This window comes from Noviherbaspirillum sp. Root189 (assembly GCF_001428545.1).
In the GTDB taxonomy this organism is placed as follows: Bacteria; Pseudomonadota; Gammaproteobacteria; order Burkholderiales; family Burkholderiaceae_D; genus Noviherbaspirillum.
In genome coordinates, this window is sequence record NZ_LMHZ01000019.1 from 22,051 (window position 1) to 48,507 (window position 26,457).

22 protein-coding genes are annotated in these 26,457 nt (G+C 58.0%); 16 read left to right on the forward strand and 6 right to left on the reverse strand.

The features are described 5' to 3' along the window. Positions 1-20: 20 nt before the first annotated feature. From ASE07_RS13080 to ASE07_RS13090, 3 genes are read left to right on the forward strand one after another with little or no spacing between them, the layout of a single operon-like run. A complete protein-coding gene (locus tag ASE07_RS13080; protein ID WP_235548462.1) occupies positions 21-1,007 on the forward strand; it encodes a branched-chain amino acid ABC transporter permease in 987 nt (328 codons plus the stop codon). Then, positions 1,004-1,789, forward strand: coding sequence for an ABC transporter ATP-binding protein (locus tag ASE07_RS13085; protein WP_057291280.1), 786 nt, complete (start codon positions 1,004-1,006; stop codon positions 1,787-1,789). The genes ASE07_RS13080 and ASE07_RS13085 overlap by 4 nt, the downstream gene beginning before the upstream one ends. Continuing rightward, positions 1,786-2,502, forward strand: a complete 717-nt coding sequence (locus ASE07_RS13090) for an ABC transporter ATP-binding protein (RefSeq protein ID WP_057291281.1) — start codon at positions 1,786-1,788, stop codon at positions 2,500-2,502. The genes ASE07_RS13085 and ASE07_RS13090 overlap by 4 nt, the downstream gene beginning before the upstream one ends. 102 nt (positions 2,503-2,604) lie before the next feature. Here ASE07_RS13090 and ASE07_RS13095 read toward each other — a convergent pair whose 3' ends face one another. Further along, the gene (locus ASE07_RS13095; RefSeq protein ID WP_235548458.1) at positions 2,605-4,707 is read right to left on the reverse strand and encodes a helix-turn-helix domain-containing protein; all 2,103 of its coding nucleotides are present in this window, start codon (positions 4,705-4,707) and stop codon (positions 2,605-2,607) included. A gap of 122 nt (positions 4,708-4,829) precedes the next feature. Between ASE07_RS13095 and ASE07_RS13100 the strand changes: the two genes are divergently transcribed. The 5 genes from ASE07_RS13100 (at position 4,830) to ASE07_RS30675 (ending at position 10,238) form a co-directional block, all read left to right on the forward strand. Next, positions 4,830-5,771 carry an SDR family NAD(P)-dependent oxidoreductase gene (locus tag ASE07_RS13100; RefSeq protein WP_057291323.1) on the forward strand — a complete coding sequence of 314 codons (942 nt, stop codon included), beginning with the start codon at positions 4,830-4,832 and terminating at the stop codon, positions 5,769-5,771. A gap of 14 nt (positions 5,772-5,785) precedes the next feature. Continuing rightward, entirely contained in the window at positions 5,786-6,967 is a 1,182-nt protein-coding gene (locus ASE07_RS13105; protein ID WP_057291283.1) for an acetyl-CoA C-acyltransferase family protein, read from the forward strand. A 47-nt stretch (positions 6,968-7,014) separates the two neighbouring features. Next, on the forward strand, positions 7,015-7,806 hold the full coding sequence (locus tag ASE07_RS13110) for an enoyl-CoA hydratase/isomerase family protein (protein ID WP_057291284.1): 792 nt from the start codon (positions 7,015-7,017) through the stop codon (positions 7,804-7,806). 126 nt (positions 7,807-7,932) lie between these two features. Further along, on the forward strand, positions 7,933-9,858 hold the full coding sequence (locus ASE07_RS13115) for a hybrid sensor histidine kinase/response regulator (RefSeq protein ID WP_057291285.1): 1,926 nt from the start codon (positions 7,933-7,935) through the stop codon (positions 9,856-9,858). Positions 9,859-10,076: 218 nt separating this feature from the next. After that, positions 10,077-10,238: an EAL domain-containing protein gene (locus ASE07_RS30675; RefSeq protein ID WP_442946070.1), complete on the forward strand. Its 162-nt coding sequence runs from the start codon at positions 10,077-10,079 to the stop codon at positions 10,236-10,238. Here the strand turns inward: ASE07_RS30675 and ASE07_RS13120 are convergent. Further along, entirely contained in the window at positions 10,181-12,181 is a 2,001-nt protein-coding gene (locus ASE07_RS13120; RefSeq protein WP_057291286.1) for a helix-turn-helix domain-containing protein, read from the reverse strand. The two genes, ASE07_RS30675 and ASE07_RS13120, sit on opposite strands and share 58 nt — an antisense overlap. Positions 12,182-12,547: 366 nt before the next feature. Between ASE07_RS13120 and ASE07_RS13125 the strand changes: the two genes are divergently transcribed. Together ASE07_RS13125 and ASE07_RS13130 are read left to right on the forward strand one after the other, a co-directional pair. Then, positions 12,548-13,828, forward strand: a complete 1,281-nt coding sequence (locus tag ASE07_RS13125; protein WP_057291287.1) for a hydroxymethylglutaryl-CoA reductase, degradative — start codon at positions 12,548-12,550, stop codon at positions 13,826-13,828. A gap of 129 nt (positions 13,829-13,957) precedes the next feature. Continuing rightward, positions 13,958-15,187, forward strand: a complete 1,230-nt coding sequence (locus ASE07_RS13130; protein WP_057291288.1) for an ABC transporter substrate-binding protein — start codon at positions 13,958-13,960, stop codon at positions 15,185-15,187. A gap of 121 nt (positions 15,188-15,308) precedes the next feature. Here the strand turns inward: ASE07_RS13130 and ASE07_RS13135 are convergent, their stop codons facing one another. Further along, entirely contained in the window at positions 15,309-16,091 is a 783-nt protein-coding gene (locus tag ASE07_RS13135; RefSeq protein WP_057291289.1) for a hypothetical protein, read from the reverse strand. Positions 16,092-16,689: 598 nt separating this feature from the next. Between ASE07_RS13135 and ASE07_RS13140 the strand changes: the two genes are divergently transcribed. From ASE07_RS13140 to ASE07_RS13155, 5 genes are all read left to right on the forward strand, one after another. Next, the gene (locus ASE07_RS13140; protein ID WP_057291324.1) at positions 16,690-18,078 is read left to right on the forward strand and encodes an FAD-binding oxidoreductase; all 1,389 of its coding nucleotides are present in this window, start codon (positions 16,690-16,692) and stop codon (positions 18,076-18,078) included. Positions 18,079-18,303: 225 nt separating this feature from the next. Further along, positions 18,304-18,708 carry an SxtJ family membrane protein gene (locus ASE07_RS13145; protein WP_156396599.1) on the forward strand — a complete coding sequence of 135 codons (405 nt, stop codon included), beginning with the start codon at positions 18,304-18,306 and terminating at the stop codon, positions 18,706-18,708. Between the two features lie 94 nt (positions 18,709-18,802). After that, positions 18,803-18,952 carry a DUF5989 family protein gene (locus ASE07_RS29445; protein ID WP_200960936.1) on the forward strand — a complete coding sequence of 50 codons (150 nt, stop codon included), beginning with the start codon at positions 18,803-18,805 and terminating at the stop codon, positions 18,950-18,952. A 6-nt stretch (positions 18,953-18,958) separates the two neighbouring features. Beyond that, complete coding sequence (locus ASE07_RS13150; RefSeq protein WP_057291291.1) at positions 18,959-20,791, forward strand: carbamoyltransferase family protein; 1,833 nt, start codon at positions 18,959-18,961, stop codon at positions 20,789-20,791. Between the two features lie 5 nt (positions 20,792-20,796). Beyond that, a complete protein-coding gene (locus ASE07_RS13155; RefSeq protein ID WP_156396600.1) occupies positions 20,797-22,017 on the forward strand; it encodes a hypothetical protein in 1,221 nt (406 codons plus the stop codon). Between the two features lie 246 nt (positions 22,018-22,263). On the opposite strand, the gene ASE07_RS13160 is transcribed toward ASE07_RS13155, so the two are convergent. Continuing rightward, on the reverse strand, positions 22,264-22,962 hold the full coding sequence (locus tag ASE07_RS13160) for an RES family NAD+ phosphorylase (RefSeq protein WP_235548459.1): 699 nt from the start codon (positions 22,960-22,962) through the stop codon (positions 22,264-22,266). Continuing rightward, the gene (locus ASE07_RS13165; RefSeq protein ID WP_057291294.1) at positions 22,952-23,365 is read right to left on the reverse strand and encodes an MbcA/ParS/Xre antitoxin family protein; all 414 of its coding nucleotides are present in this window, start codon (positions 23,363-23,365) and stop codon (positions 22,952-22,954) included. The genes ASE07_RS13160 and ASE07_RS13165 overlap by 11 nt, the downstream gene beginning before the upstream one ends. Positions 23,366-23,696: 331 nt before the next feature. Here ASE07_RS13165 and ASE07_RS13170 point away from each other — a divergent pair, with 331 nt between their 5' ends. Next, entirely contained in the window at positions 23,697-25,169 is a 1,473-nt protein-coding gene (locus ASE07_RS13170) for a DEAD/DEAH box helicase (RefSeq protein WP_057291295.1), read from the forward strand. A gap of 309 nt (positions 25,170-25,478) precedes the next feature. On the opposite strand, the gene gluQRS is transcribed toward ASE07_RS13170, so the two are convergent. Next, entirely contained in the window at positions 25,479-26,354 is an 876-nt protein-coding gene (gene gluQRS, locus ASE07_RS13175) for a tRNA glutamyl-Q(34) synthetase GluQRS (RefSeq protein ID WP_057291325.1), read from the reverse strand. Between the last annotated feature and the right edge of the window lie 103 nt (positions 26,355-26,457).

The following is a 26,457-nucleotide window of genomic DNA, read 5'->3' on the forward strand; positions in this document are numbered from 1 at the left end:
AGATCGACTTGAAACATCTCATGCATCATCGCTTTACCATAATGGCTGCAATCATTGCGATTGCGCTGCCAATGTTTTTGAAATCGGGATCGCTTGCCACGGAACTCCTGATATTCGCAATGGCAGCCATTGCCTGTAACCTTTTGCTTGGATATACCGGGCTCATGTCGTTCGGCCAGGGGATTTTCTACGGGCTGGGAAGCTACGCGACCGGACTGCTGGTGCTGAATTTCAATGCGCCCTTGCTCGTCACGCTGCTCGGCTCCCTGGTGATCGGAGCAGTCGTCGCAGGATTCGTCGGCTGGTTCTCGATTCGACAGCGAGGTGTCTACTTCGTCATGCTGACCCTCGCCTTCTCACAGATGTTTTACTTTCTTGCCTATTCGCTGGTGGATATAACCGGCGGCGACAACGGCCTGCTCGGCATTTCTCGCCCAAGCCTGGAGATCTTCGGCAACGTGATTATGGAGATTTCCAGTCCATGGCAATACTACGGTTTCGTAGCCGTGATCTTCCTCGTCGTTTTCGCAGTCATGCAGCGCATATCCGAGTCAAAGTTCGGGCGCACTCTGCTTGCGATCCGGGATAACGAGACGCGTGCCGCGGCGGTCGGTTATAACGTCAAGGCATTCAAGCTTGCGGCATTCGTGGTGTCCGGGGCTGTTACCGGCTTGGCGGGAGGCCTGCACGCCTTGCTTGCCGGGATCGCTCCGCTGTCCAGCATCGAATACCACGTCAGCGAAACCATCCTTCTGATGACCGTCATTGGGGGCACCGGCAATCTTTTCGCTTCCGTGATTGGCGCCGCCGCCTATGTGATTGCAGCCGACTGGCTTGCCTCCATCTGGCCGCGCTGGATGCTGCTGCTGGGCTTTCTGCTCATTGCCGTCACCTTGTACATGCAAAAGGGGATCTGGGGACTGATCGAGCGGATTGCAGACGCCATCCGCCAGCGCGGCGACAAGGTCCGGTCTGAAACACTCGACGCATCCAAGGAGCAGGCATGAGCGCGTATCAAACCAACGCCGCGTTGTTGCAGGCACGCTCGGTTACCAAAAGGTATGGCGGATTCACGGCGGTTGAGGGAGTGGACCTCGACGTCATGAAAGGCACGATCCACTCCGTCATCGGACCTAACGGAGCGGGGAAGACGACGCTGTTCCATACGCTGACCGGAACAGTCCCGATAACGGCTGGCAGCATCCTGGTCGAGGGTGAAGAAGTCAGCCGTCTTCCCGGCCACAAAAGGGTGCAGCGAGGACTGGCGCGTTCGTTCCAGGTGACCAGCCTGTTTCAAAACCTCACTGTCAGCGAAAACCTGAGGATTGCGGCCCAGGGCCGTGCGCCCTGGGAAGCCCTGCTTGTATGGCGCAGCCCTGACCGTGCCGACGCCGCGGCCGCCATTGCTGACGAACTGCTGGACAGGTTCAAGCTGGCACGGGTGGCTGATCGTGCTGCCGGGTTGCTCTCGCATGGACAGCAACGTCGTCTTGAAGTCGCCATGGCACTCGCTGCGCGGCCCAAGCTCATCTTCCTGGACGAGCCGACATCGGGGATGGGCGTGGACGACATCAATGAGATGAAGGAACTGATCTTCGAACTCAAGCAGGAGGGCTACGCGATCCTCCTGATCGAACACAACATGGATATCGTGATGGGCATTTCAGACAAGATCACGGTGATGCAACTGGGGCGGGTGCTCGTGGAAGGTTCACCCGATGCGATCCGTAACGATGAGCGCGTGCGTACGGCGTACCTCGGCAATATGATCACTGGAGGCCGCAATTGACTACCGATACCGTATTGGAAGTGCAGAACGTACATAGCTTCTATGGAAAGAGCCATGTACTGCAAGGCGTGTCGTTCTCGGTGAAAGCAGGCGAGGTGGTGACCCTCCTCGGCCGAAACGGCGCAGGAAAAACGACGACACTAAAGAGCATAGTCGGGGTTCTTCCTCCAGCCCAGGGAAAAGTTATCTTTCAGGGAAAAGACATTACGGGTCTGGAGGCTTTTCAGATCGCCGCCAAGGGACTTTGCCTGGTGCCTGAACACCGCGGCATCTTTGGCTTGCTGTCAGTTGAAGAGAACCTCACCATCGCGGCCCGCCGGTCTTCACCGTGGCAGCTCGCTGACGTATACCGCATTTTCCCGCGCTTAAAGGAACGCCGCAGGAATGGCGGCGCCCAGCTTTCCGGAGGCGAGCAGCAGATGCTCGCAATCGCCCGTGCACTGATGAACCATCCGAAGCTCCTGATGCTTGATGAGCCCGTGGAAGGGCTGGCTCCGGTGATCGTAGAAGAGATCGTTCACCAGCTGAAGCAGATACAGGCAACCGGCATGCCGATTGTGCTTGTAGAACAAAATCTCGAAGTTTGCTGTCAGTTGGCGGCACGCCACTATCTTCTTGAGCAGGGGCGGGTGGCCTATACAGCTGACAACGACGTTTTCGTTGGCGACCATGCTGCAAAGGACCGCTACCTGGGTGTAAATGTGGTTGCGTAGGGATTGTTGTGCTTTTACCTTGCAAACGGCGTGCGGTTCCAGCGCCGCTCAACAGCGACGAGCTGAAAGGTGCGGCCTACTGTGATGTTGGCAGATGGACGGCTAAACGCGAACTGTTCTTGCATCATTCTTCAGGCGCCTGAGACGAAGTGCGAGATGAATCTCGGCTACCCTCCCATCCGAGTCCCATGAACCCAGCAATGTCCTAATCGTTTCCAGCCGATTATGCAAGGTATTCACGTGAATCTGGAGCACACCCGCTGTAACACGGGCATTTTGCATGTTGTCCAGGTAGGCGTGCAAGGTATCGGCCAGCTGAGTGGTCCGCTTCGCGTCATATTCGGTCAGACGGCCGATGAGCGATTCTATGGTCGCATCCAGCTCTTCGGCACTTTGATGCTGAAACAAGACAGCATACATGCGCAGCGACGACTCGTGAACGACGCAGTTCTTGCGCCGCAGGGCGTGCAACAGGCCGATCGAGCGCTTAACGTAAGGATACGACTGGGCCAGACCATGGAGGCTGAAATGGGGGCCGGACAAAGCAGCGACTCCGGGAAAGGAAAGCTCTTCAAAGAGAAGCGCATGGAGTTCGTCTTCAAGCAAATGGTTCTCGGCCTGGTTGATGACCATCACGATATGTCCGTCGATTTCCGTCGATAGCTGCGGACGGTGGCGCATGCGGCTCGACAACTTGCGAACCAGGTAGCCGACCTTTGTTTTCTCGATATCGATCACTGCCAGCATAAGCGGCTTTGATATATCGACTCCATGCCGCGCCACCTGCCCGAGCATGTCACTAGCGGTGTGCTGGCTTGGCTCGAGCAGGGCGCGAACCGTAAGATTGATATCCTGGTCAAGGGATGCCGATTTCTTCTCGGCAGAAAGCTGAAGTACCGCAGTCGCCGTTGCACTTCGCTCGAAGACCCGAACAGCCTGCTCGGTCATTGGTGATTGTGTTTGGATCACTAGGGCTCCAAACAGCTCGTCTCCGCTCATTACTGCAGCGACCTTGCAGTGCAGGCTTGTCGCCGATTGTGCCGCAATTGCTCGGCCTGTCACCCTGCTTTGGCCAACTGCGGACTGGATGTTTGAATCAATGCCAGAAACACTTTGGTAGGAACCGATGATTTCAGGGGCCTCGTAGTTTGGCGGCGTGGCAACGCATACTTCAATTCCGGCCGCATCAAGGTAGGTCACGCGGCCGTCAAGAATATTGGCGACGCTGTGAATCAGCTCTTTGAGAGAGGCGCCCTTGGCAAGAAGCTTTGTGAGCCGCTCATGCGCATCGGCTGCCAGCTCCAGGGCGGCCGTTTGCTCCTTCAGACGCTGATTTGCTTGCTCGGTGTCGATCAGCGCCCTCCGGGTCAAGTCGAAGGCCTGGGCATTACGGACAGCGACGGACGCATGAGCGGCCAGGGTGGCAAGAATCGAAATTTCCCGAGGAAGATAAGAGCGGGTATAGCGGTCTCCGACGAGCAAAATGCCAGTCAACTCGGGGCCAGATAATAGTGGCACCGCGACAAGGGACTGCAGCGCTTCTCCGTTGATCATCGCATCGCTTTCCGGATTGTGCTCGAATCTGGTGTCTGCCATATAGTCGTGGGTCGCAAACGGGCTGCGCGTTCTGAGAACGTGTCCGGCGACACCGGCATTTACCGGCGGGTTCGTTTTCAAGGCCTGGTTGGAATGAACACCGCTAACCGCAAGCACGCACAAATTTCCATCTTCCGGATTTACGCCAGATAGCCAAGCCAGATCGCTTCCCAGCAGTCGCCTTCCTCGCTCCACGATGTCAAACAGGACCTGGTTCAACTCCTTCAACTCGGTCAGCGCGTGGGCGCTTTCGAATACAGCTCGCAGACTAAGTTCATTTTGCTGGTGCTGCTCTAGACGCTTGCCTATCGTCAGTGCCCGATGAGCGGCGCCGAGCAGCGATGCGCGGTATGGATGATCATCCGCCAGCATCTCAACCTCCTGCAGTAGCGAGGTGAGTGAAGCATGGCGTTCTTCCCCCTGGTCGAGGAGGCGCAAAATTTCTTCGTAGGTTTCCAGTGTTCCGGACACGAATGAGGACTTGGGAGGAGGGGAGCGTTTCATTTTGGATAGGGAAAGACAACGACCGAGCTGGAGCGCCGTTTGTTGGGTCGAACTTGCTGTGAAAATCCCCCTGTAAACCCATCGGCTACTGTGAGGAGTGCACATTGTAGCCTAATGAATGTGACAGTACAGTGATGTTCAGCTTCTCATTTCATTTCCTTTTTCACTTTCTCTATTGCAAGATGGATTCCTCTCCCACATCGCAGGCCCAAGCAGGCACTACAACGATTCCTTTACGGTTGGATGGTCAGGTTGCCATCGTGACGGGCGCAGGGAGGGGATTGGGACGTTCCCATGCGCTCGAACTCGCACGGCGCGGTGCCAGGGTGGTCGTCAATGATCTTGGTGTTTCTCGCGATGGCGTGGCAACGGCGTCGTCGGCGGCCGAGCGCGTCGTGGAAGAGATTCGCGAGATGGGCGGGGAGGCAATTGCAAGCGCTGCTTCGGTCACCGACACGGGAGATGTACAGCGCATGGTTGATGACGCCATGGAGCGGTGGGGGCGCATCGACATCCTTGTCAACAATGCCGGATTCTTGCGCGACAGGAGTTTTTCCAAAATGAGCCTCGAAGATTTCGAGGCCATTGTGGATGTTCATCTCATGGGAGCAGTCCGTTGCACCAAGGCGGTATGGGAAATCATGAAAGGACAGCACTATGGCCGCGTAGTGATGACTACCTCCTCCTCCGGACTCTTCGGCAATTTCGGTCAGGCTAACTATGGCGCTGCAAAAATGGGGCTCGTAGGGCTGATGCAGACGCTTGCCATCGAGGGGCAGAAGTATGGGATACGGGTCAATTGCCTCGCGCCGTCCGCGGCTACCCGCATGACCGAGGAACTGTTCCCGGAAGAAGAACTTGCCTTGCTCACTCCTGAAAGCGTGACGCCGGGATTGATATACCTCGTGTCCGCAAACGCGCCGACGAAGACTGTCTTGTGCGCCGGGGCTGGAGCCTTCTCGTGTTCGAACGTGACGCTTACCGAGGGGATCTACGCTGGTGACGGCCCGCAGGCCGCCGAGCGGATCGCGAGCAAGGCTTCACATCTAATGGACCGCGAAGGCGAGATAGTCCCTTTAACCGGGTTCGACCAATCCAAGCGCGAGATACTCAGGTCTCGTACTGCCCGCCAACAACTAACGGCCCAACAACTAACGGCCGAGAGCTAGTCGAGGAAACGAGAATGAATGAGGTTTTTCTGGTTGCAGGCGTGCGCACGGCGATCGGGACGTTCGGCGGCAGTTTAAGGGACGTCACACCGACACGGCTGGCGGCTAGTGTCACCCGCGAGGCGATCCGGCGTAGCGGCGTTGATTCCGCTGCCGTTGGACATGTCATCTTTGGGCAAGTGATCCCGACAGAGCCAAATGATAGTTACCTGGGCCGGGTCGCGGCGCTGAACGCCGGACTGCCGGAGTCAGTGCCGGCGATGACGCTCAACAGGCTATGTGGTTCCGGGCTACAGGCGATATTGAGCGCAGGCCAGGCCATCATGCTGGGAGATACGGACATCGCCGTGGGTGGCGGGGCGGAATGTATGAGCCGAGCGCCGTTCATCTCCACCTCGACGCGTTGGGGAACCAGAATGGGCGATGCTGTATTGCTCGATGCATTGCAGGGCGCGCTAACGGATCCGTTTAACAGAATTCTCATGGGCGTGACGGCCGAAAACGTGGCGGAGCGATATGTCATCTCCCGAAAAGAACAGGACGCACTGGCCGTCCTGAGCCATCAGCGTGCCCAGGCTGCGATCGCCGAAGGGCGGTTTAAGGACCAGATCTTACCGATCGAGGTTAAGACACGGGGCAAGGTTACGGTCTTTGACGCCGACGAGCATGTCCGCATGAATGTCAGCACGGATGAACTAGCCTGCCTGCCGACCATATTCAAGAAAGACGGTGGGACAGTTACCGCCGGTAATGCGTCCGGGATCAATGATGGTGCCGCCGCGGTAGTCCTGGCGAGTGCCGGTGCGGTAGAGAAGTACGATCTGCGCCCGACGGCGCGCTTGGTCGCGTATGCGCATTCCGGTGTTGAGCCCGCCTACATGGGAATTGGACCGATTCCGGCGGTACGCCTCGCCCTGCAACGTGCCGGCCTGACCGTGGACGATCTCGACGTCATCGAGTCGAACGAAGCGTTTGCTGCACAAGCTTGCGCCGTGAGCAAAATTCTGGGCTTCGATCCGGAAAAGGTGAATCCAAACGGGAGTGGCATATCGCTGGGACACCCGGTGGGCGCGACCGGCGCGATCAACACAGTCAAACTTATTCATGAGATGCAGCGCCGCAGTGCGCGATATGGGCTTGTCACGATGTGCATCGGCGGCGGGCAAGGCATCGCAGCCATATTCGAGCGTGTGTGACCGGTGCTCGCGCATGCCTGGCATTGCTCAAGACATAGGAAAATGACATGGATATCCAGTTGGTGAAGCATGAAAGAAAAGGCGATGTTGTGTGCCTGACCTTGAACAATCCGGGCAATATGAATGCCTTGTCGCTCCCGATGCTCGAGGCACTGGAAGGTGCAATCGATACCTTGTATCGGGACGAGACAACGCGGTGCGTAGTCATTACAGGGGAAGGGAAAGCCTTCTGTGCGGGCGGGGACCTTCGCGGTTTTCAAGCTGATCTGGCCGAGCCAACCACGGACCGGTTTTTAGACAGATTACGCTACGCCCAAGTCGTTTTCGACAAAATCGAAGCGCTTCCGATGCCAGTGATCGCAGCAGTGAACGGGTATGCGATTGCGGGCGGGTTGGAGCTTATCCTGTGCTGCGACATGATCGTCGCAGCAGAATCTGCGCGAATCGGTGATGGACATGCCCGCTACGGAATCATTCCTGCAGGCGGGTCGACGGCCAGGTTGCCCAGGAAGATTTCGGCTAACCGGGCGAACTACATGCTGTTAACTGCGGAACTCTTCCCCGCACAAACCCTGGAACAGTGGGGCCTGGTGAATTGCGTGGTGCCTGATTCGGAGCTGGATAGCACTGTAATCAAATTATCCAAATCGATCTCGGCGCATAGCCCCCTTGGGCTTAGCGTAATCAAGGGATTGGCTCGGACTAGTATGAAAACTTCTGCCGAGGACGCGGCACGTGCCGAGATTGCCGCGTTTGAAGAATATGCTACCAGCCATGACTTTGCCGAGGGCCTGGCTGCCTTTGCTGAGAAGCGTAAGCCGGCATTCAACGGGCACTAAATCTATCGATTGGTACCCCGTCAGCGACGGTGAAGGATTTTTTGCAAGAACCGCTTGGGTCGTATTGAGGTGTAGAATTCTTGTATTCCTACGCCGAAATGCGGATTGCCTGCATTCAATTCCCTAATGCAAGATATCCCCAAAACCTCTATTTACGACTTATCTGACGCCACACGTTTTCAGCTCTTTGTCCAGAGCGTGAACGACTACGCAATCTATATGCTGACACCGGAAGGCTATGTGAATAGCTGGAATGCGGGCGCACAGCGATTCAAGGGATACGAATCGGCTGAAATCATTGGTAAGCATTTCTCGCTTTTTTATACCGAAGAAGACAAGGCGATCGACAAACCGGGGTTCGCCCTCCGGACCGCTTCAACTGAGGGCAAGTTTGAAGACGAAGGCTGGCACGTCCGCAAGGATGGCAGCCGTTTCTGGGCCAGCGTCGTCATTGATCCGATCCATGATGAGAACGGCCACCTCATTGGCTTCGCAAAAATCACACGCGATATCACTGAGCAGAAGGCGGCCCATGAAGCGCTGCTGGAAAGCGAACGTCGTTTCCGTTACCTGGTCCAGGGCGTGACCGATTATGCGATTTACATGCTGTCACCCGAGGGCGAAGTCACTAACTGGAATGCCGGTGCCCAGCATATCAAGGGCTATGCGGCGAATGAAGTTATTGGCACACATTTCTCGCGCTTTTACACCGAGGAAGACCGTGATAGCGGAATGCCGGCAAACGCCCTGGAGACTGCGGCTAAAGTGGGGCGCTACGAGTCGGAAGGCTGGCGAGTGCGCAAGGACGGTACCCGCTTCTGGGCAAATGTCGTCATCGATGCCATACGCAACGATCAGGGAGAATTGATCGGCTTCGCCAAGGTGACCCGCGATATCACAGAACGACGCAATGCGACGCTGGCTCTTGAGCGCGCGCAGGAAGCCCTGTTCCAGTCCCAGAAGCTGGAGGCAATCGGCAAACTGACCGGTGGCGTCGCGCATGACTTCAACAATCTGCTCGGCGTGCTGTCCAACGGTCTGGAAATCCTGTCGATGGAAGTGCAAAGCCAAACCGGCGTCAAAATGCTTGATGCCATGCAGCGAGCCGTGACGCGCGGGTCGACACTGACACAGCAGCTCTTGTCTTTTGCGCGCCAGCAGCCGCTGCGCCAGGATAAGTACAACCTCAACCGCGTCATTGAAAAATTCGAGGCGGTGCTGCGTCGTGCCGTCAACGAGACCATCAACTTCGATGTACAGCTCAGGCCAAATCTCAGCCCGGTGATGATCGATGCCGTGCAGTTTGAAACGGCATTGCTGAATCTGGTCACCAATGCGCGTGATGCCATGCCCGATGGCGGTGTGCTGAGCATCGTTACCGAGGACGTGACATTACGCGAACGTGAAACCGGCAACTTGCCTGCGGGGCGGTATGTAAAAGTCGTCGTGCGGGACAATGGTGTCGGGATGACGCCGGACGTCGTATCGCGATCGATCGATCCCTTCTTTACCACCAAGCCGGTGGGCAAGGGTACCGGCATGGGGCTCAGTCAGGTGTACGGCCTGGTCAAGCAGTCTGGCGGTTACCTGGATATCGCGAGCGAAGCCGGCAAAGGTTCGGCTATTTCAATTTACCTGCCGGCACTCGATCAGGAGGCCAACGAGAGCACTGCATCGACCGAAACCAATGCCGGCAATGACAAGGCACTGGTCGTCGATGATCAGCCCGACGTATTGGAAGCCGCAGTCGAATTGTTCAAGATGCTGGGATATGACGTTCTGTCAGCCAATAACGCTGCGGATGCGATCGACATCCTGAAACGCCATCATGACATTGATGTACTTTTCTCGGACGTGGTCATGCCCGATATGGACGGCATCATGCTTGCGCGGGAAGCCCGCAAGCTGGTCCCGGGGATTGCGGTCCTTCTCGCCTCAGGCTATCCGGCGCCAATGGTGGGCGATGACAGCACCGATATTGGTGATTTCCAGTTCATCAGCAAGCCTTACCGGATGGCCGAAATCCTAAAGCGGCTTCGGGTTGCGAGCTAATACCAATCCCAACCCATAACGCACCATGAGATCGCGTCTTTTTTCGACTGCCTGCGTTGCACTCGTCGTCAATAGCTCGCTATTGACTCCTCCTGCGCCTTGCCAGTCAAAAAAATCCATCGATCTCATTTGTCACGTTACAGGTTGGGATTGGTATGCAACTTCGGGGGCTGCCAAGCGACGCCAAGGCTCACGGCATTACACGAGCGATCATCAACATGGCAAAAACCCTGAAGGTGACTGTCGTTGCCGAGGCGGTGGAAACAAAGGAGCCGCTGGACCTTCTGCGGCAGACGGATTGCGATCTGTTACAGGGCTACTTCTACAGCAAGCCTGCCGCTTCATCGTCACGCAATCTCCAGAGTCGCAAAGCGACATGAATCTCGAGCGCCCGGCTTCCTTCATTCCAGTTCCCCAGTGCTGCGTTGATCGCCTCCAGCCGCTGCCTGAAGGTATTGATATGGATGTTCTGTTCCGCCGCTGTCGCGCGTGCATTATGGCCGTTGTCCAGATAGGACAGCAGCGTGCGGGCAAGTTCCGTCTTGCGCTGTTGTCCGCCCTGATACAGTTTGCCGAGCGTCGATGTCAGGAAGGCTTCGATATCCCCGGTATTGCGCCGATCAAACAGAAACGCATATAAGGCCAGTTCCTGTTCCAGGAAAATCGCGCCGCTTCGACCGAGTGCCTTCAGCGTGGACAGGCAACGCAGCATGGATTGATAACATTCGGGCAAGGCCGCAAGTTGCGTGACAGGTTTCGACACGACGCCGGTCACTGATTCTTTCATCTCGCGTGTGAGGTATTGCTGCAAGGTGTCACGCAATTCATTGTGGGCGGTCAGCGTGGAAACGAACACGATGGCGCCATCGAAATCGTCGAATAGCGTACCGGCCAGCTGGAGCTTGCCACGCATCTTCCTGAGCACATAACTGCTGTTGTCATTCTCCACCTCGATGACGGCCACGCAGAGCGGCTGGTTGAGCGACAGGCCATGGCGCGCAGCCTGCTCCGTCAGTCTTGGCAGATTGGGTCGGGAACTGCTCAGCAAGCCACGAAAAATTGCCGGGATTTCTTCTCTCGCCGCATACTGATTGCGCTCCTGCGATAGCAGTACCACGCCGGTCACCATCGAGCTGCGCTCGAAGATACGGACCTCGACATCGTTGAGTTCGCGTGCGGTACGAATAATCAGTCCGCCAAGCAAACCCCGGCTGCCGACCACCGCAGAGACACGGCAGACTTCATCCGGCGTCACATAGGCGGTGACCGACCGGCCCAGTATCCGGCTTTCCACCAGCGCGGCGTGAATCTTGTCCTGACGCGTATAAAACAGTTCCTGCGCCTTCCGTCCATCGTCCCCGGCAGCGGAGGATGCCATGCCAGTTTCACCGGAGGCATACATCAGTTGTTCACCATCATCGATTGCGCTGACAGCGCCTTCAAGCATGTGTGCAACCATTTCGCAGATGTCCCTGAGTCCGCCGCCACGCGCAACCAGCGACGTCAGCTGCTCGTGCGCTTCGGCGGCAATCTGGGTGTCGGCGCTCTGCTTCTTGAGCATCGCGTTTGCATCACTGGCCTGTTTGAGAGCGACCTGCGTCTGCTCGAACAAGCGCGCATTTTCAATCGCAACCGAGGCATGGGCCGCCAGGGTCGAGAGGATGGACATTTCCCAGCTGTTGTACGAGCGAACATAGCGGTCACCGACAAACAGCACGCCGATCACCTCGATGCCCGACATCAGCGGCACACCGAGTATCGATCTGATTCCTTCCTCCGTGACTGCGGTATCAATCGGCCCGAAATGGGAAAACCGAGCATCGCTGCCGTACTCGGCGGAGGTGTACGGTGCCCGGTTGCGAGCGACGTAACCGCAGATGCCTACATCGCGGGGAACACGGATCTTCTTGAAATTTTCCGAAAAGGCACCGTCCGTAGCACGCACGTAGAAATCACCCTGACTGCGATCGTAAATCGACAGATAACCGATATCCGCATTCATCAGTTTGCGGGCGCGATGCACGATGGCCTGCAGGGTATGGTCGAGATCGCGGATTGCGGTCAGGTCCTGCGCGGTTTCAATGACGGCATTGAGGCCGCGTTCACGTTGCTGGTATTCGTCGAAACGCTCGCGGATCATGAGCGCCATCTGGACACTCTGCTGCAAGGCTTTCCCGGCGGCACCTGAAGACACCGTGTCGATGCGCCGCTGTAGCTGCGCAAATTCTTCCCTGCCAGCGTTCTGGTAAAGAAGCGTGGTTATCTCCCGAAAAAGTTCGCTGTCGCTTTCCGGCAGGAATTCTCTGGCTTGCGGTGTGGTCACTGCGCTTTCCTCATCATTAAGTAGCCGATTGCTTTGCCAGTCCTGGCACAACCATCCTGGTGTTTTATGTACTTTAGCTCCATCACACGCAAGCGCGAATACATATTGTTCTTGCGACGCAGCAAATTCCGGCTACAACTGCATGCGGAATTCTGAAAAAAGCACAGTGATTACAAGCAGGTAGGAAAATTGTTGCACTGCTGCGACGTTTAAACAAGAAGAATAGTCACAAGCTCATCAAACATAAAAATAATTTTCTTATGTGTTTTATACACATAGAGAATCCGCTGCGTCGCTACTAGACTCCCGATGAATCAACAGCCGCGCATGACCGGTGCGGCGAGCTTATCTACAGGAGACCAGCAGATGACAGTCGATTCGCGATTGCCGAATTTTCGTGCACTTGAACCCGCCCAGCGCCTTGCGGAAATCGCCGCCAGGACCGGACTGACCCCGGAAGAGCAGGCCCTGATTGCCGAGCCCGGCGCATTGCCGCTCGACGTCGCGAACGGCATGATCGAGAACGTGATCGGCAAGTTCGAACTGCCTTTCGCGGTCGCAGGAAATTTTCAGCTCAACGGGCGGGATGTGCTGGTGCCGATGGTGGTCGAAGAGCCGTCGGTTGTCGCAGCCGCCTCGTACATGGCCAAACTGATCCGCGAAGCGGGCGGCTTTCGTACCTCGAGTACCGGACCGCTGATGCGCGCCCAGGTGCAGATCATGGGTCTCGCCGATCCCAATGGCGCACGGCATGCACTGCTTAACAGCCGCGCCGAAATCATCGAAATTGCAAACAGCCGCGACAAGGTGCTGATCGGGCTGGGTGGCGGTTGCAAGGACATTGAGGTACACGTGTTTCCCGATACGCCGCGCGGTCCCATGGTGGTCATGCACCTGATCGTCGACGTGCGCGACGCCATGGGCGCCAATACCGTCAACACCATGGCTGAAGCGGTTGCCGGCCGTGTCGAAGCGATCACCGGCGGCAAGGTGCGACTGCGTATTCTGTCCAATCTCGCCGATCTGCGTCTTGCGCGTGCCCGCGTGCAGGTGCCGGCAGAACTGTTGCACAGCAAGGAGTACAGCGGCGAAGAAGTCGTGCACGGTATCGTCGATGCCTGCACATTCGCGGCAGTCGATCCTTACCGCGCCGCCACGCACAACAAGGGCATCATGAATGGCATCGATCCGGTGATCGTTGCCACCGGCAATGACTGGCGTGCGGTGGAAGCCGGCGCGCATGCCTATGCCTGCCGCAGTGGCAGCTATACCTCGCTGACGACCTGGGAAATATCCAGAAACGGCGACCTGGTAGGTACCATAGAAATGCCCATGCCGGTCGGACTCGTCGGCGGCGCTACCAGGACACATCCTCTGGCGCAGCTGTCGCTGAAAATCCTGCAGACCACGACGGCGCAGGAACTCGGCGAGGTTGCCGTTGCCGTTGGCCTTGCCCAGAACATGGGCGCGTTGCGCGCACTGGCGACCGAAGGCATACAGCGCGGTCACATGGCGCTGCATGCGCGCAATATCGCGATCGCCGCCGGCGCGAATGCCGCCGACATCGACTGGGTCGTGCGCGAAATGGTCGCCGCCAGGGATGTACGCGTCGACTTCGCAGTCAAGCTGCTGAACGAGCGCACGTAAGCTCCAAGGCATGCAGGTCTGAGCGGCCTGCAGCAATTGTCACGAGTTGTCACGTTTTCACGGTAAGGTAGTTTCCAACAACAACAGCGGACGGCCTGATGGCTCCACAGTCCGCAACAGGAGATACACATGAACAGCCCCATCCGCTTTGCACTGACCTCCATCGCTGCCGCTGCAGCCTTCGCTTGCCTTGGGTCCGCCCACGCGCAGGCGCCAAAAGCCGCATCGTCCGGCGAACCCTTCCGTATCGGCTTCATCACCGACATGTCCGGTCCCTACGCCGACACGGATGGCTCCGGCGGTCTGGAAGCGATCAGGATGGCGGTCGAGGATGCCGGCGGCACTATCCTCGGGCGCAAGATTGAAGTCCTGTCGGCGGACCACCAGAACAAGGCGGACACCGCGGCGGCAAGGGCGCGTGAATGGATAGACCAGCAGGATCTGAAGATGCTGATCGGCGGGGTCAATTCCGCCGCCGGCCTGGCGATGAACCAGGTGATCGCCGACAAGAAGCGTGTCTATTTCAACGTCGGCGCGGCCACCGCGCGACTCACCAACGAAGACTGCACGCCCTATACCGTGCACTACGAATACGACACCGTCGCCCTTGCCAAGGGAACCGGTTCGGCAGTGGTCGGCACCGGCGGCAAGTCCTGGTATTTCCTGGTTGCCGACTATGCATTCGGCGCGTCGCTGTTCAACGATACGAGCGAAGTCATCAAGGCCAGCGGCGGAACGGTACTGGGATCGGTCAAGCATCCGCCAAGCGCCAACGACATGTCGTCTTTCCTGTTGCAGGCCCAGGCATCCAAGGCACAGGTGCTCGGTCTGGCCAATGCCGGTGCGGACACCATCAACTCCATCAAGGCGGCCAATGACTTTGGATTGACAAAGAATATGAAGCTGGCCGGCCTGCTGATGACGATCAATGATATTCACGGCCTGGGGTTGCCGGTCGCCCAGGGCTTGCTCATGACGGACAGCTGGTACTGGGACAAGGATGAGGCTTCACGCAAGTTCGCCAGCCGCTTCTTCCAGAAGATGAAAAAGATGCCGAGTACCCATCAGGCCGCTGACTACTCGGTCGCCGCTACTTACCTGAAGGCTGTCAAGGCGGCCGGCACTGATGAGGCGGACAAGGTCATGGCCGAGCTTAAGAAAATGAAGATCGACGACTTTTACGCGAAGGGTTATATCCGTCAGGACGGTCGCTACATCCATGACATGTACCTGATGCAGGTAAAGACGCCGGCTGAATCCAAAAAGCCCTGGGATTACCTGAAAACGGTGGCGACCATTCCGGGCGAGGACGCGTTTACCAAGACGGCTGATTCCAAGTGTTCGCTGCTCAAAAAATAAGCACAGCAAGCGTCTGAAACACACGTTCAGGACGCCGCAGCAATATCGATGGCCGTATCGACCTACCTGCGGACATCGATACGGCTGCGGCGTCTTGTTTTATTTTTATCCTGTTTTATTTTTATCGCAAACCGCCGTAGGCAACGCCGTTATTGCGGGCCGAGTCCGTGGCGGCCAGCAACAACTGACGCTTCCCGTTCGCAGCAAGGTAATCGATCGCAATGCCTTTCAGTGTCTGGTTCGCAAAGCGGCATGGCGCCGCGCCGAAGGTCAGTGCCAGGTCGAACACATTCTTGCCTGATGCACGGGGCGTGACAGTGCCGCTGAATGCGCAACCGCCGGACGATGCCGCGGAAGATGCCGTTATGGCACCATCCAGTCCGATCTGGAGGTTGACTGCGACCCCCTGCAAGTCAGTCAGTGTCCAGTTGCCGTTGATGCCGGCGGTGCTGGCTGCAGTGCCATAGTTGTACTGACTGCTCTTGATGACCGTGCTGGTAAATGTGATGGTCGATGAACCCTCGACGACCGTGCCGTTGAGGTTGGCGCCAGCCGCATAGGATGCATTCAGCGAGCCGAGGTAGGCTATGCCATCCGTCGCGAAATCCTTCAGATCGCTTGCTGTAAAACTGCCGTTGCTTGCCTTACCGCTGGCATGCATGAACCCCTTCGGTGCAAAACTGCCGTTGGTCAGACTGCCATAGACGGAATAGAACTGATCATCCTCCAGCACCAGCATCGTGATATCGCGATCATCGGAAAGCTTGCCCGTATAGCCACCTTGCACCGCAGAGGTCTTGACGACAGTGTCGGGTTTCCAGAGCTCTTCGATGCCTGCGCCGCAACCTGCAAGCAATGCCGACGCAAGGACGGTTGTGGCGATACCGGCAATACATGATTTCATTTCTGCTTACCCTGCTATGTTTCAATAAAGCAGTTAACGTACAGCAAGTGCATGCTTTCTGGTATGCCGCCTCACGGTTTTAGTGAACAAGAGGCACGCCTGGCGAACCATTCGATGTCACGCCGCCACATTTTCTAAACACATCGTCAACACAAGGAGCACGCTATCCATGAATGACAGGGACGTACGAGCGATGTAAGAGGGCGATGCGTCTGCATCCTGCCGCGATGTGACCGGTCATTGCGGTAAGCGCGGAACGAGGGTTCCTTCGCAATGCATGCTCACCTTGACCTGTATCAGGAGAGTGGCGAGTGGGTCCCAATCGAATTGGGCATCAGGTGCCTATGATGAAAGCGAGGCGCTGTCCGTTCAGGCATATAGGTCAGGCATCCGCATGCCCGCTGAATCGGCGACGCTGCAAAGGCAGCGACTACGTCATGCTTATCCATATTGATCGATATTCTGCACCGGACAGGCAATCCGTTCGTGTGCCGGACGCTACGTTTCGGATCGGACGCGAGACTATCTCACTAATGCCATCGAGCATGCCGCCACCGTTGCTAACCTGACTGCCAATCAACATGCATGGAGGTACATGATGACCACGATGAAGCATGACGTCATTGACGATTTCAAGACCCAGCTTCGCGGCGAACTGCTGGAGCCCGGTGATACGGGATTCGATGAAGCACGCAAGGTATGGAATGCCATGATTGATCGCAAGCCTGCGATGATCGTACGCTGCCTGGGTGTGGCCGATGTAATGCGTTCGGTTGCGTTTGCGCGGGACCATGACTTGGCGCTGGCCGTGCGTGGCGGCGGTCATAACATTGCAGGCAGTGCCATCTGCAATGACGGACTGGTCATCGATCTGTCGCGGATGAAGTCCGTACGGATCGATCCTGATGGGCACCGCGCCTTTGTGGAGCCCGGTGTGCTTCTCAGTGAATTTGATCATGAAGCACAGGCCTTCGGTCTGGTCACACCTTTGGGCATCAACTCCACCACCGGTGTAGCCGGCCTTACATTGGGCGGCGGCTTTGGCTGGCTGACGCGCCGGCTGGGGCTCGCTGTCGATAATCTGCTTGCGGCCGATATCGTGACCGCCGACGGCAAGCTGCTGCATGTCAATGAGCAATCGCATCCGGATGTTTTCTGGGCCATCCGTGGCGGCGGCGGCAACTTTGGCGTCGTGACGATGTTTGAGTTCAAATTGCATGCGGTCGGCCCCGAAATCTTTGGCGGCCTGATCGTGTTTCCCTTCGAGCAGGCCGAGACGGTTCTGCAACGCTTCCGCGACTTCGTACTCACCATGCCCGACGAATTGGCCGTGTGGGCGGTGCTGCGCAAAGCGCCGCCGCTACCTTTCCTGCCGGCCGACATGCATGGCAAGGAAATCGTGGCGCTCGCCATTTGCTACTCGGGCGCGGTGGCCGACGGCAAGCGTGCGATCGAGGCCTTGTACACCTTCGGCACGCCCTGCGGCGAACATGTGGGGCCGATGCCTTACGAAAAATGGCAACAAACCTTCGATCCGCTGCTCGCACCGGGTTCACGCAATTACTGGAAATCGCACAACTTCTCCACGCTGAATAACGAAGCCCTGCAGACGGTGATCGACTATGTCGGGAAGCTTCCCGGCCCGCAATGCGAAATCTTTATCGGCGTACTCGGCGGGCAGGCCAATCGTGTGCCGGCCGACGCGACGGCGTATGCGCATCGCGATGCGATCTTTGTGATGAACGTGCATACGCGCTGGGATGATGTCAATGAAGACACGCCCTGTGTCGCATGGGCGCGGGAATTCTTCGACGTCACCACGAAGTATGCGACCGGGGGTGTCTACGTCAACTTCCTGACGGAAGATGAATCGTCGCGGATAAAGGCAGCGTACGGCGTTAACTATGATCGGCTGGTGCAGGTCAAGGGCCGCTATGATCCGCGCAACCTGTTCCGTCAAAACCAGAATATCCAGCCGCCCGCATAGGGCAGGTAAGTGCTTGTGCGTTGTTGCACAGCTCCGGCGGGAGGCTGCCGGGTGCGCATGTCCGCCATTGCCTTCTTGTCGGAAGAGTAATGACGGACCTATTTATTGTTAGGCGGCTACGCTTGCTTGTTGCTGTTATGGCAGGCGTGTCGTCACAAACCGTCAATCCTTGATAAGATGCCGCATATTTCGCACTCTTGCCGTGCGAGGATCTTTTCGACGGATATGTCTTCTACTCTTGCAACGCCTGGCTCATCCGACCGCATGTTCGGTTGCGTCATGAGCGGTTTCTTCCTGTTGGTTTCCGGTTTGCCCTTGTTGTCCGGCGGTGCCGCGCGGCGATGGGCATTTATGGTATCGGCCGCATTCCTGGCGTTTGCACTCGTACTGCCACGGCTTCTCGCGCCGCTCAATAAAGCGTGGACCCGCTTCGGGCTCGTGATGTCGTCGGTCATGAGTCCGATCGCACTCGGTGTATTGTTTTTTCTTGCCATTACACCGTACGGATGGCTGATGCGGCGTCTGGGTAAGGGTGCACTTCCTGTCGGTTTCTGTAAAGAGAGCGAAACCTACTGGATAAAGCGCGATCCGCCCGGGCCGGAACCGGAAAGCCTGAAGGACCAGTTTTAACGCAAAGCCAGAAAGCGACACCGCAAGCGACCACCTATTTTCCTGCCCTACGGCAGGATTTTTGTTTACTGACGTTTACTGACGAGACGGCACGATGTCATTTATCAAAGAGTTATTTTTCTTCATGCGCATGCGCAAGAAATTCTGGCTTGCGCCTATTTTTCTGGTCATTGCCTTGCTGGGCATGCTTGTCGTGGTCACGCACGGTTCGGCCATTGCGCCGTTCATTTACACGCTGTTCTGAGCCGCAATGATTGTTCTTGGTATCTCCGCGTTTTATCACGACAGTGCGGCAGCCCTGGTGCGCGATGGCCAGATCGTCGCCGCCGCGCAGGAAGAGCGCTTCACACGCAAGAAGCATGATGCGGCCTTTCCCGCACACGCCTTGCGTTTCTGCATGGAAGAGGCGGGGATTACAGCGGCGCAGATCGATCGCGTGGTGTTCTATGACAAGCCCTTCCTGAAGTTTGAGCGCCTGCTGGAAACCTACCTGTTTTTCGCGCCACGCGGCTTCTCCTCCTTCCGTCTTGCCTTGCCGGTATGGCTGCGCGAAAAGCTTTTCCTGCGGCGCTTGCTGGAAAAGGAACTCAGTGCGGTAGCGCCGGCGGATTGGGCATCGAAACTACTGTTCAGCGAACATCACCTCAGCCATGCGGCAAGTGCGTTCTACCCGTCGCCTTTCGACAAGGCCGCGGTGCTGACGCTGGACGGCGTCGGTGAATGGGCAACCAGTTCGCTGGCCATCGGCGACGGCACAGATCTGCGCATCGTCAAGGAAATGCATTTCCCGCATTCGCTGGGCCTGCTGTACTCGGCCTTTACCTATCATCTCGGCTTCAAGGTCAATTCCGGCGAGTACAAGGTGATGGGACTGGCGCCCTATGGCGAACCCCGGTACGCCGCGCAGATCCGCGAACACCTGATCGACATCAAGCCGGACGGCTCGTTCCGGCTCGACATGAAGTACTTCAATTACGCTGTTGGCCTGACGATGACCAATGCGCGGTTCGCGGCGCTGTTCGATCTGCCGGTCCGCAAAGCCGAGGATGCGCTGACGCAGCGTCATATGGACATGGCGGCATCGGTGCAGGCGGTCACCGAGGAAGTGGTGATCAGGCTGGCACGTTCGGTGGCAAAAGAAACCGGCCTGCGCAATCTCTGCCTGGCCGGCGGTGTCGCCCTCAACTGCGTTGCCAACGGCAAGCTGCAACGTGACGGCTGCTTCGACAACATCTGGATTCAGCCGGCCGCAGGCGATGCCGGCGGTGCGCTGGGCGCAGCGCTGATGGGATATCACGGCTTCCTCAGGCAGGAGCGCGTGTCATGCACTACGATGGACCGCATGCAGGGATCGTATCTCGGCCCGGCCTATACGCAGGCGGAGATCGAACGACGTCTTGCGGCAGCCGGCGCGCGCTTCGATGTGCTCGGGGATACCGAACTGATCGCCACCTGTGCGGATGAACTGGCGCAGGGCAGGGCGGTTGGCTGGTTTCAGGGACGCATGGAGTTCGGGCCGCGCGCGCTTGGCGGCCGTTCCATTCTTGGTGATCCGCGTGCGCCATCGATGCAGTCGACCCTCAACCTCAAGGTCAAGTTCAGGGAATCCTTTCGTCCGTTCGCGCCCTCGGTATTGCGTGAAGACGTGCAGGAGTGGTTCGACTTCGATGGCGACAGCCCCTACATGCTGATGGTGTCGGAAGTCAGCGCAAAGCGTCGCAAGGCATTGCCGGAAAACGCCGCGTCGCTGTTCGGCATCGACAAGCTCAAGGTGCCGCGCTCGGATATTCCGGCAGTGACCCATGTCGATTATTCGGCGCGCATCCAGACCGTGTATGCGGAAACCAACTCCCGTTATCACGCGCTGCTGAGCGAATTCAAGCGGCGGACCGGATGCCCGGTGCTGGTCAACACCAGCTTCAACGTGCGCGGCGAACCCATCGTCAACACACCGGAAGATGCCTTCCGGTGCTTCATGGGAACGGGGATCGAGGCGCTCGCCATCGGTAACTGCTATCTGCGCAAGGAGCGGCAGGATGCGTCGCTGCAGGCGAGCTATGAAAACGCATTTGAACTGGATTGATGACCATGTCGCGCAAGAATCTGCTGTTGTCCGCGGTTACCCTCGCAGTTACCCTGATACTGGCCCTGCTGGCCGTTGAGGGAGCGCTACGCGTGGCGAATTATCCACCGGCGCCACCCATCGGATGGCGCTGGGATGAAAGCCCTTATCGCGCCCCGTTCAATGCCAGCGAGAACCAGACCAACCAGCTGGGTTTGCGCGGCAACAGGATCGAATATGGCACCGACGATTTCGTGATCGTGCTGCTCGGCGACTCGCAAGTGGAAGCCGGCACGCAAAACGCGGACAAGCAGCCGGAAGTCGTGTTGCGGCAGGAACTGGAGCGTGCAGGCATCCGCAAGGTCAGGGTATTCTCGGTGGCCAGTGCCGGTTGGGGGCAGGACCAGCAACTGGTATGGCTCAATGAATATTTTCGTCATTATCGCGCCGACCTGGTGCTGAACTGGCTGACGCCGGTCAACGACTACTGGGAAAATACCTTCGTCGACCGCAGCATTACCAGGGAAGCCGGGCGACTGAAGCCAACCTATACCCTGACCGGTGACAGGCAGCTGCAAACGGTCATGCCTGCATCAGTCGACCTGCGGCTTGCCAGCCTGGTGGGGCTGGCGAAAGGGCGCATCAGCCTGGGAAACAGTTACACCATCGAACAGTACCGCCTCGACCGCTGGACGGCGCGGCTGCCTTCGTCACAGTCACCGCAGGCGGCGTCAGGCGTCTGTCCAGGTAACGAGATCGACCAGAAAATCCTGATCGGTGCCTACATGAGCGGCAACCGCAATTACACGCTGGTGACCGACGAAGACCTGCCCGACGGGCGCAGTCATTTTTCACCCTTCCTGAAGAACCAGTCGGCGCGGGATCGCTATGCTGTCGACGTCACCCATCGCCTGCTGGAAGAACTCGGAAATGTATCGAAGGCGCACAATGCGCGGTATTTGATGTTCCATCCGTACCGGCATGACCTCGACGCCGCTTTTCGCGAAATCCGTTGCGTAAGGACGGCCGATGGCCGGCTGTTCGAGTACGACGGTTCGGACTGGATGCGGCATCTGAAGGCAACGTCCCTGAAGGACCAGCTGATTACCTTCAATGTTAGTGCCGACGAGGCACTCAGCTCGGGCCCGAATGACTGGCATTTCAATGAAGAGGGCAACCGGCGCGCAATGCATGCGCTTGCCGAAATTCTGAAGCAGAAGAAGCTGGTGCCGCAGGCTGCGGACTAGTGAAAGCTCAGTAACTGCTTGACACATTCGACCCCCATCCCAGCCTTCCCCCTGCCCGGGGGAAGGAGCCGCGTTCCCGCCCCCGGGCAGGGGGAGGGTTAGGGGTGCCCGGCGTAGGGTGGGGGTCGAATGTGTCACTACGCGCTTTTGTGATTTACACACTGACTGCTCATTAAACGACCGAGTAGCCGTCCTTATCCTCCACATAATTTGTACAGATAGCCCCGCCGTGCGCATCTGATTGTGCTACATGATCTGCTCGAACACCCCGGAAAAGCCCTTGCCGTCCCACTGATACAGCATCTGGCTGCCATGCCGGCAGTTCGCCAGTACCGTGGTGCGGAACGCCGCCACGCATTCTCCCGGCTCGTGGCGCACGCTGCGATAGACGATACCGTTGCCGCCTTCCGCGCGCACCTGCTTGCCCACGCCCTGCGACGCCGCATACGAATCCGGGGCAGCGATCGCATCGCTGGCCGGGATGCCGCGCAGGTCATACAGACTGCCGGCGATTTCCACATGGTAGACCCGCATCTGCAACTGGATCGGCGCCTCGGAAGTCGCGGCCAGAAAGCGTCCCTGGTGGTACATCGTTTCGGCTACCGCCGTTTCCTTTTCCCGCGCTGCATAGAACACGCCGTAGCTGCCATCGCTGAAGCGGCTGCCCGCCGGATTCAGGTGCGTGAACGCCGCCATGATGGGTCCGCAGCCAGGACCATAGAGACGCTCGCTTTTCGGGACCAGTTCGATTTCACCGAGTTCGTCGCGCAGGCGGTCATTGGTCATCGCCTCCAGTGCATAGAGCGCGTCGAAATCTTCCGGAGAGGCAACCCGGTCGAACAGGTTGATCGTCGGAAAACGTGTCGGGATGATGCGAAAGGCTGGATGCCATTCGATGGTGCTTAACGGATACGTCACGTTGGAGCCGTCATTTTCAGCCGCCACGCATGGCATCGAGGTACTGGCGCACCACGTACAGATCGGAGACATTGCCGGAAAGCATGCGATCGAGCGCGCTTTTGCCGCCGAAGAGCGGGGCGGTGTTTGGTTTGCAAATCCAGGAGTCAGCGGCAGCCGGGTCGGGAAGAAGAATTTGCAGGGCTTTGTAAATGCCAAGGATGTAGGAAATACGTTCCAGCGTGTCACGACCGAGGTGTGCGGACTGCGGATCCTTTTTCCACTTGTAATAAGTCGATCGCGGCGGATCGCCAAGCAACGTAAGTTGGGCTTCGGTATCAAGCTGCCATGCCTGCGCGATATTGCCAAACGCACGGATGGCAGCGGCTGACATGACTTCCGGGCTCACCTTAACGGCAGGGATGCGCGGAGATTTCGGATAGGCACCCATCGGACTACTCTGGCAGGAAGATACATGAAGCCTAGTCCATAAGTGGATTCATATCAAGCACAAATCTATCTGGAGACAAAATGGGGAGGAAAGACAGCGAAATATGTGTAAAAATTCTGTCCCGATAACCAGCAAATGCAATCTTTCCGGCATCATGCGGTCAGAGCACGGTGCGCTGTCGCGCATCTTCCTTCCCTCGTCATAATGCTGACAAATCAACGGCGTACAGTATCGAGGCGTATAATGGAAGGTTGTTCATTCAGGCAAAGCCAGGCCGCCATGGCCGGCAACGCTTAACCAGCGGCTGCATTCCAGCCCATTCATACCGACTATGCCAGACACCCAGTTAGCACCCTCGCAGCCTGCCTCGCCTGCTGTCCGCTTTGAAGACTTCGGACTCTCGCCCGACATTTTGCGTGCGCTTGCCGACCAAGGTTATATCCATCCGACGCCGATCCAGGCAGAAGCCATTCCGGTGGTTCTGCAGGGACATGATGTCATGGGCGCCGCCCAGACCGGCACCGGCAAGACCGCAGGCTTTTCATTGCCGATCATCCAGTTGCTGCTCGCGCACGCCAGCACCAGCGCATCGCCGGCGCGTCACCCGGTACGAGCCCTGATCCTGACGCCGACGCGCGAACTGGCCGACCAGGTCGCCGATAATGTGAAAGCCTATTCCCGGCACACCCCGCTGCGCTCCACCGTCATCTTCGGCGGCGTCGACATGGCGCCGCAGACCGCCGCCTTGCGTAGCGGTGTCGAGATCGTGATCGCCACGCCAGGCCGCCTGCTCGACCACGTGCAGCAAAAGACATTGAACCTGTCGCAGACCCAGATCCTGGTGATGGACGAAGCCGACCGCATGCTGGACATGGGCTTTTTGCCCGACCTGCAGCGCATCATCAACCTGTTGCCCAAGCAGCGGCAGAGCCTGATGTTTTCGGCAACCTTCTCGCCCGAGATCAAGAAACTCGCCAACAGTTTCCTGAAAAATCCCGTGACGATTGAAGTCGCGCGCAGCAATGCGACCGCCGACAACGTCACCCAGGTGTTGTACAAGGTCGAGGAAGAAGCCAAGCAGGACGCCGTTGCCTACATCATCCGCGAGCGTGGCCTCAAGCAGGTCATCGTGTTTTCAAACACCAAGATCGGCGCTTCCCGCCTGTCGCGTCACCTTGAAAAAGAAGGCGTCAAGGCGTCCGCGATTCACGGCGACAAGACCCAGGCCGAACGTATGCAGGCGCTCGAAGCCTTCAAGCAGGGCACCATCGAAGTGCTGGTGGCGACCGACGTTGCCGCCCGCGGACTCGACATTGCGGAGCTGCCGTGCGTGATCAACTTCGACCTGCCGTATAACGCCGAAGATTACGTGCATCGTATCGGACGCACCGGGCGCGCCGGTGCGTCGGGCGATGCGATTTCCCTGTTCACCGACAAGGATGCACGCCTGCTGGTCGACATCGAAAAGCTCATCAAGCACAACATTTCCCGCCTGGAGCTGAGCGGTTTTGTTCCGCAGCGCTCGTCCGATCGCCGTCCCCGCTTCGACGATGCGGAAGAGCGTCCGCGTACCTCGTCTTCGTCTCGTAGTAGCAACAGCGCCAGCCAGGGCAGCGGTGGAGGCGGCAGCCAGTATGGTCGCAGCCATGCACCCCGCAAGGAAAAGATTGATCCCTGGTTCCTGAAGCCCTATGAGCCGGCCGCACCCACGACCGGGCAGGATGGCGGCAACGGTGGCGAAGGAAACGCCAAATCGCCGAAAGCCAAGGTCGCGGCATTGCTTGGCGGTCTGTCCAAGCGCTGATTTCGCGGATTCATCTTGTAGTCGGGCACACGCCGGTATTCGGATTGCGCATGACGAGCGCACCGTAAGGTTCCCTCCTCCTTGCAGGGGGAGGGTTAGGGAGGGGGTAGTGAGGGCAAATCATCGTAGTCATTTGCTCGACCTCATGACCCCCATCCCAACCTTCCCCCTGCAAGGGGGAAGGGGCCATACGCAGCGGTGCTCAAACGCAACCAGAAGAATAAGGCGTGCCTCATTACTAGGCTTCTACGCATTACATTAACGGCTGGCTGTTGCCGGCCGTTAAGCCGTCCTGTACTTGTGCATAAGCTAACAAGCAACGCAATGTTGCTCTGCCCATACCTTTATCGCACGCTCCCAGAACACCTCGACGGACGTTACGCCCCCGACCGCCAAGCCAAGAAAACCAGCCGCTTCCTTCAGTTCATCCAGCGGCCTGGCAAGATCCAGCGCCAGCGCCCCGGTTTGTTTCGACAGCTTTTCCCCCGCGGCATTGGTCACCACCGGCACATGCAGATAACGCGGCGTCGGAAGACCGAGCATGCGCTGCAGCAGGATCTGGCGCGGGGTGGAATCAAGTAGGTCAGCTCCCCGCACCACATCGGTGACGCCCTGGTCCGCATCGTCAACCACGACGGCCAGTTGATAAGCCCAGAAGCCATCCGCGCGTTTCAATACAAAGTCGCCGACCTCGGTCGCCACGCATTGGGACACCCGTCCCACCCAACGGTCCTCAAAGCTGATGCATTCTTCATCCGGCACACGTAGCCGCCATGCGCGCGCTGCCTTGCCCGGTGCCAGTCCGTCGCGACAGATCCCCGGATAAATCGCCGCGCCATCGCCGGCGACCCCGGCTCGCGAGTCGGCGATTTCCTTGCGCGTGCAGCCGCAGGGATAGGCCTGTGCGCCGAGTCGCATGAACGCACTTTCATACAAGGGTTTGCGACGGCTTTGCCAGACAACGTCGCCATCCCATCGCATGCCGAATGCCTGCAGGCATTGCAATATGCTGTCGGCCGCGCCGGCCACGGTACGCGCTTCATCAATGTCTTCAATACGCACCAGCCACTTGCCATGATGCGCGCGCGCATCCAGAAAACTGGCCATGGCCGCCACCAGCGAACCCTTGTGCAGCGGACCGGTGGGAGAGGGCGCGAAGCGGCCGATATAGGTGGCGTGATTCATCTGAACGTCATGGTGCGGATAAAGTGGCAGGAGCGGCAAGGGCGGCAAGAGCCCGGAGCGGCACATGGTCCAGGGCTTTGTCCGGTATTGTAAACATCTTCAT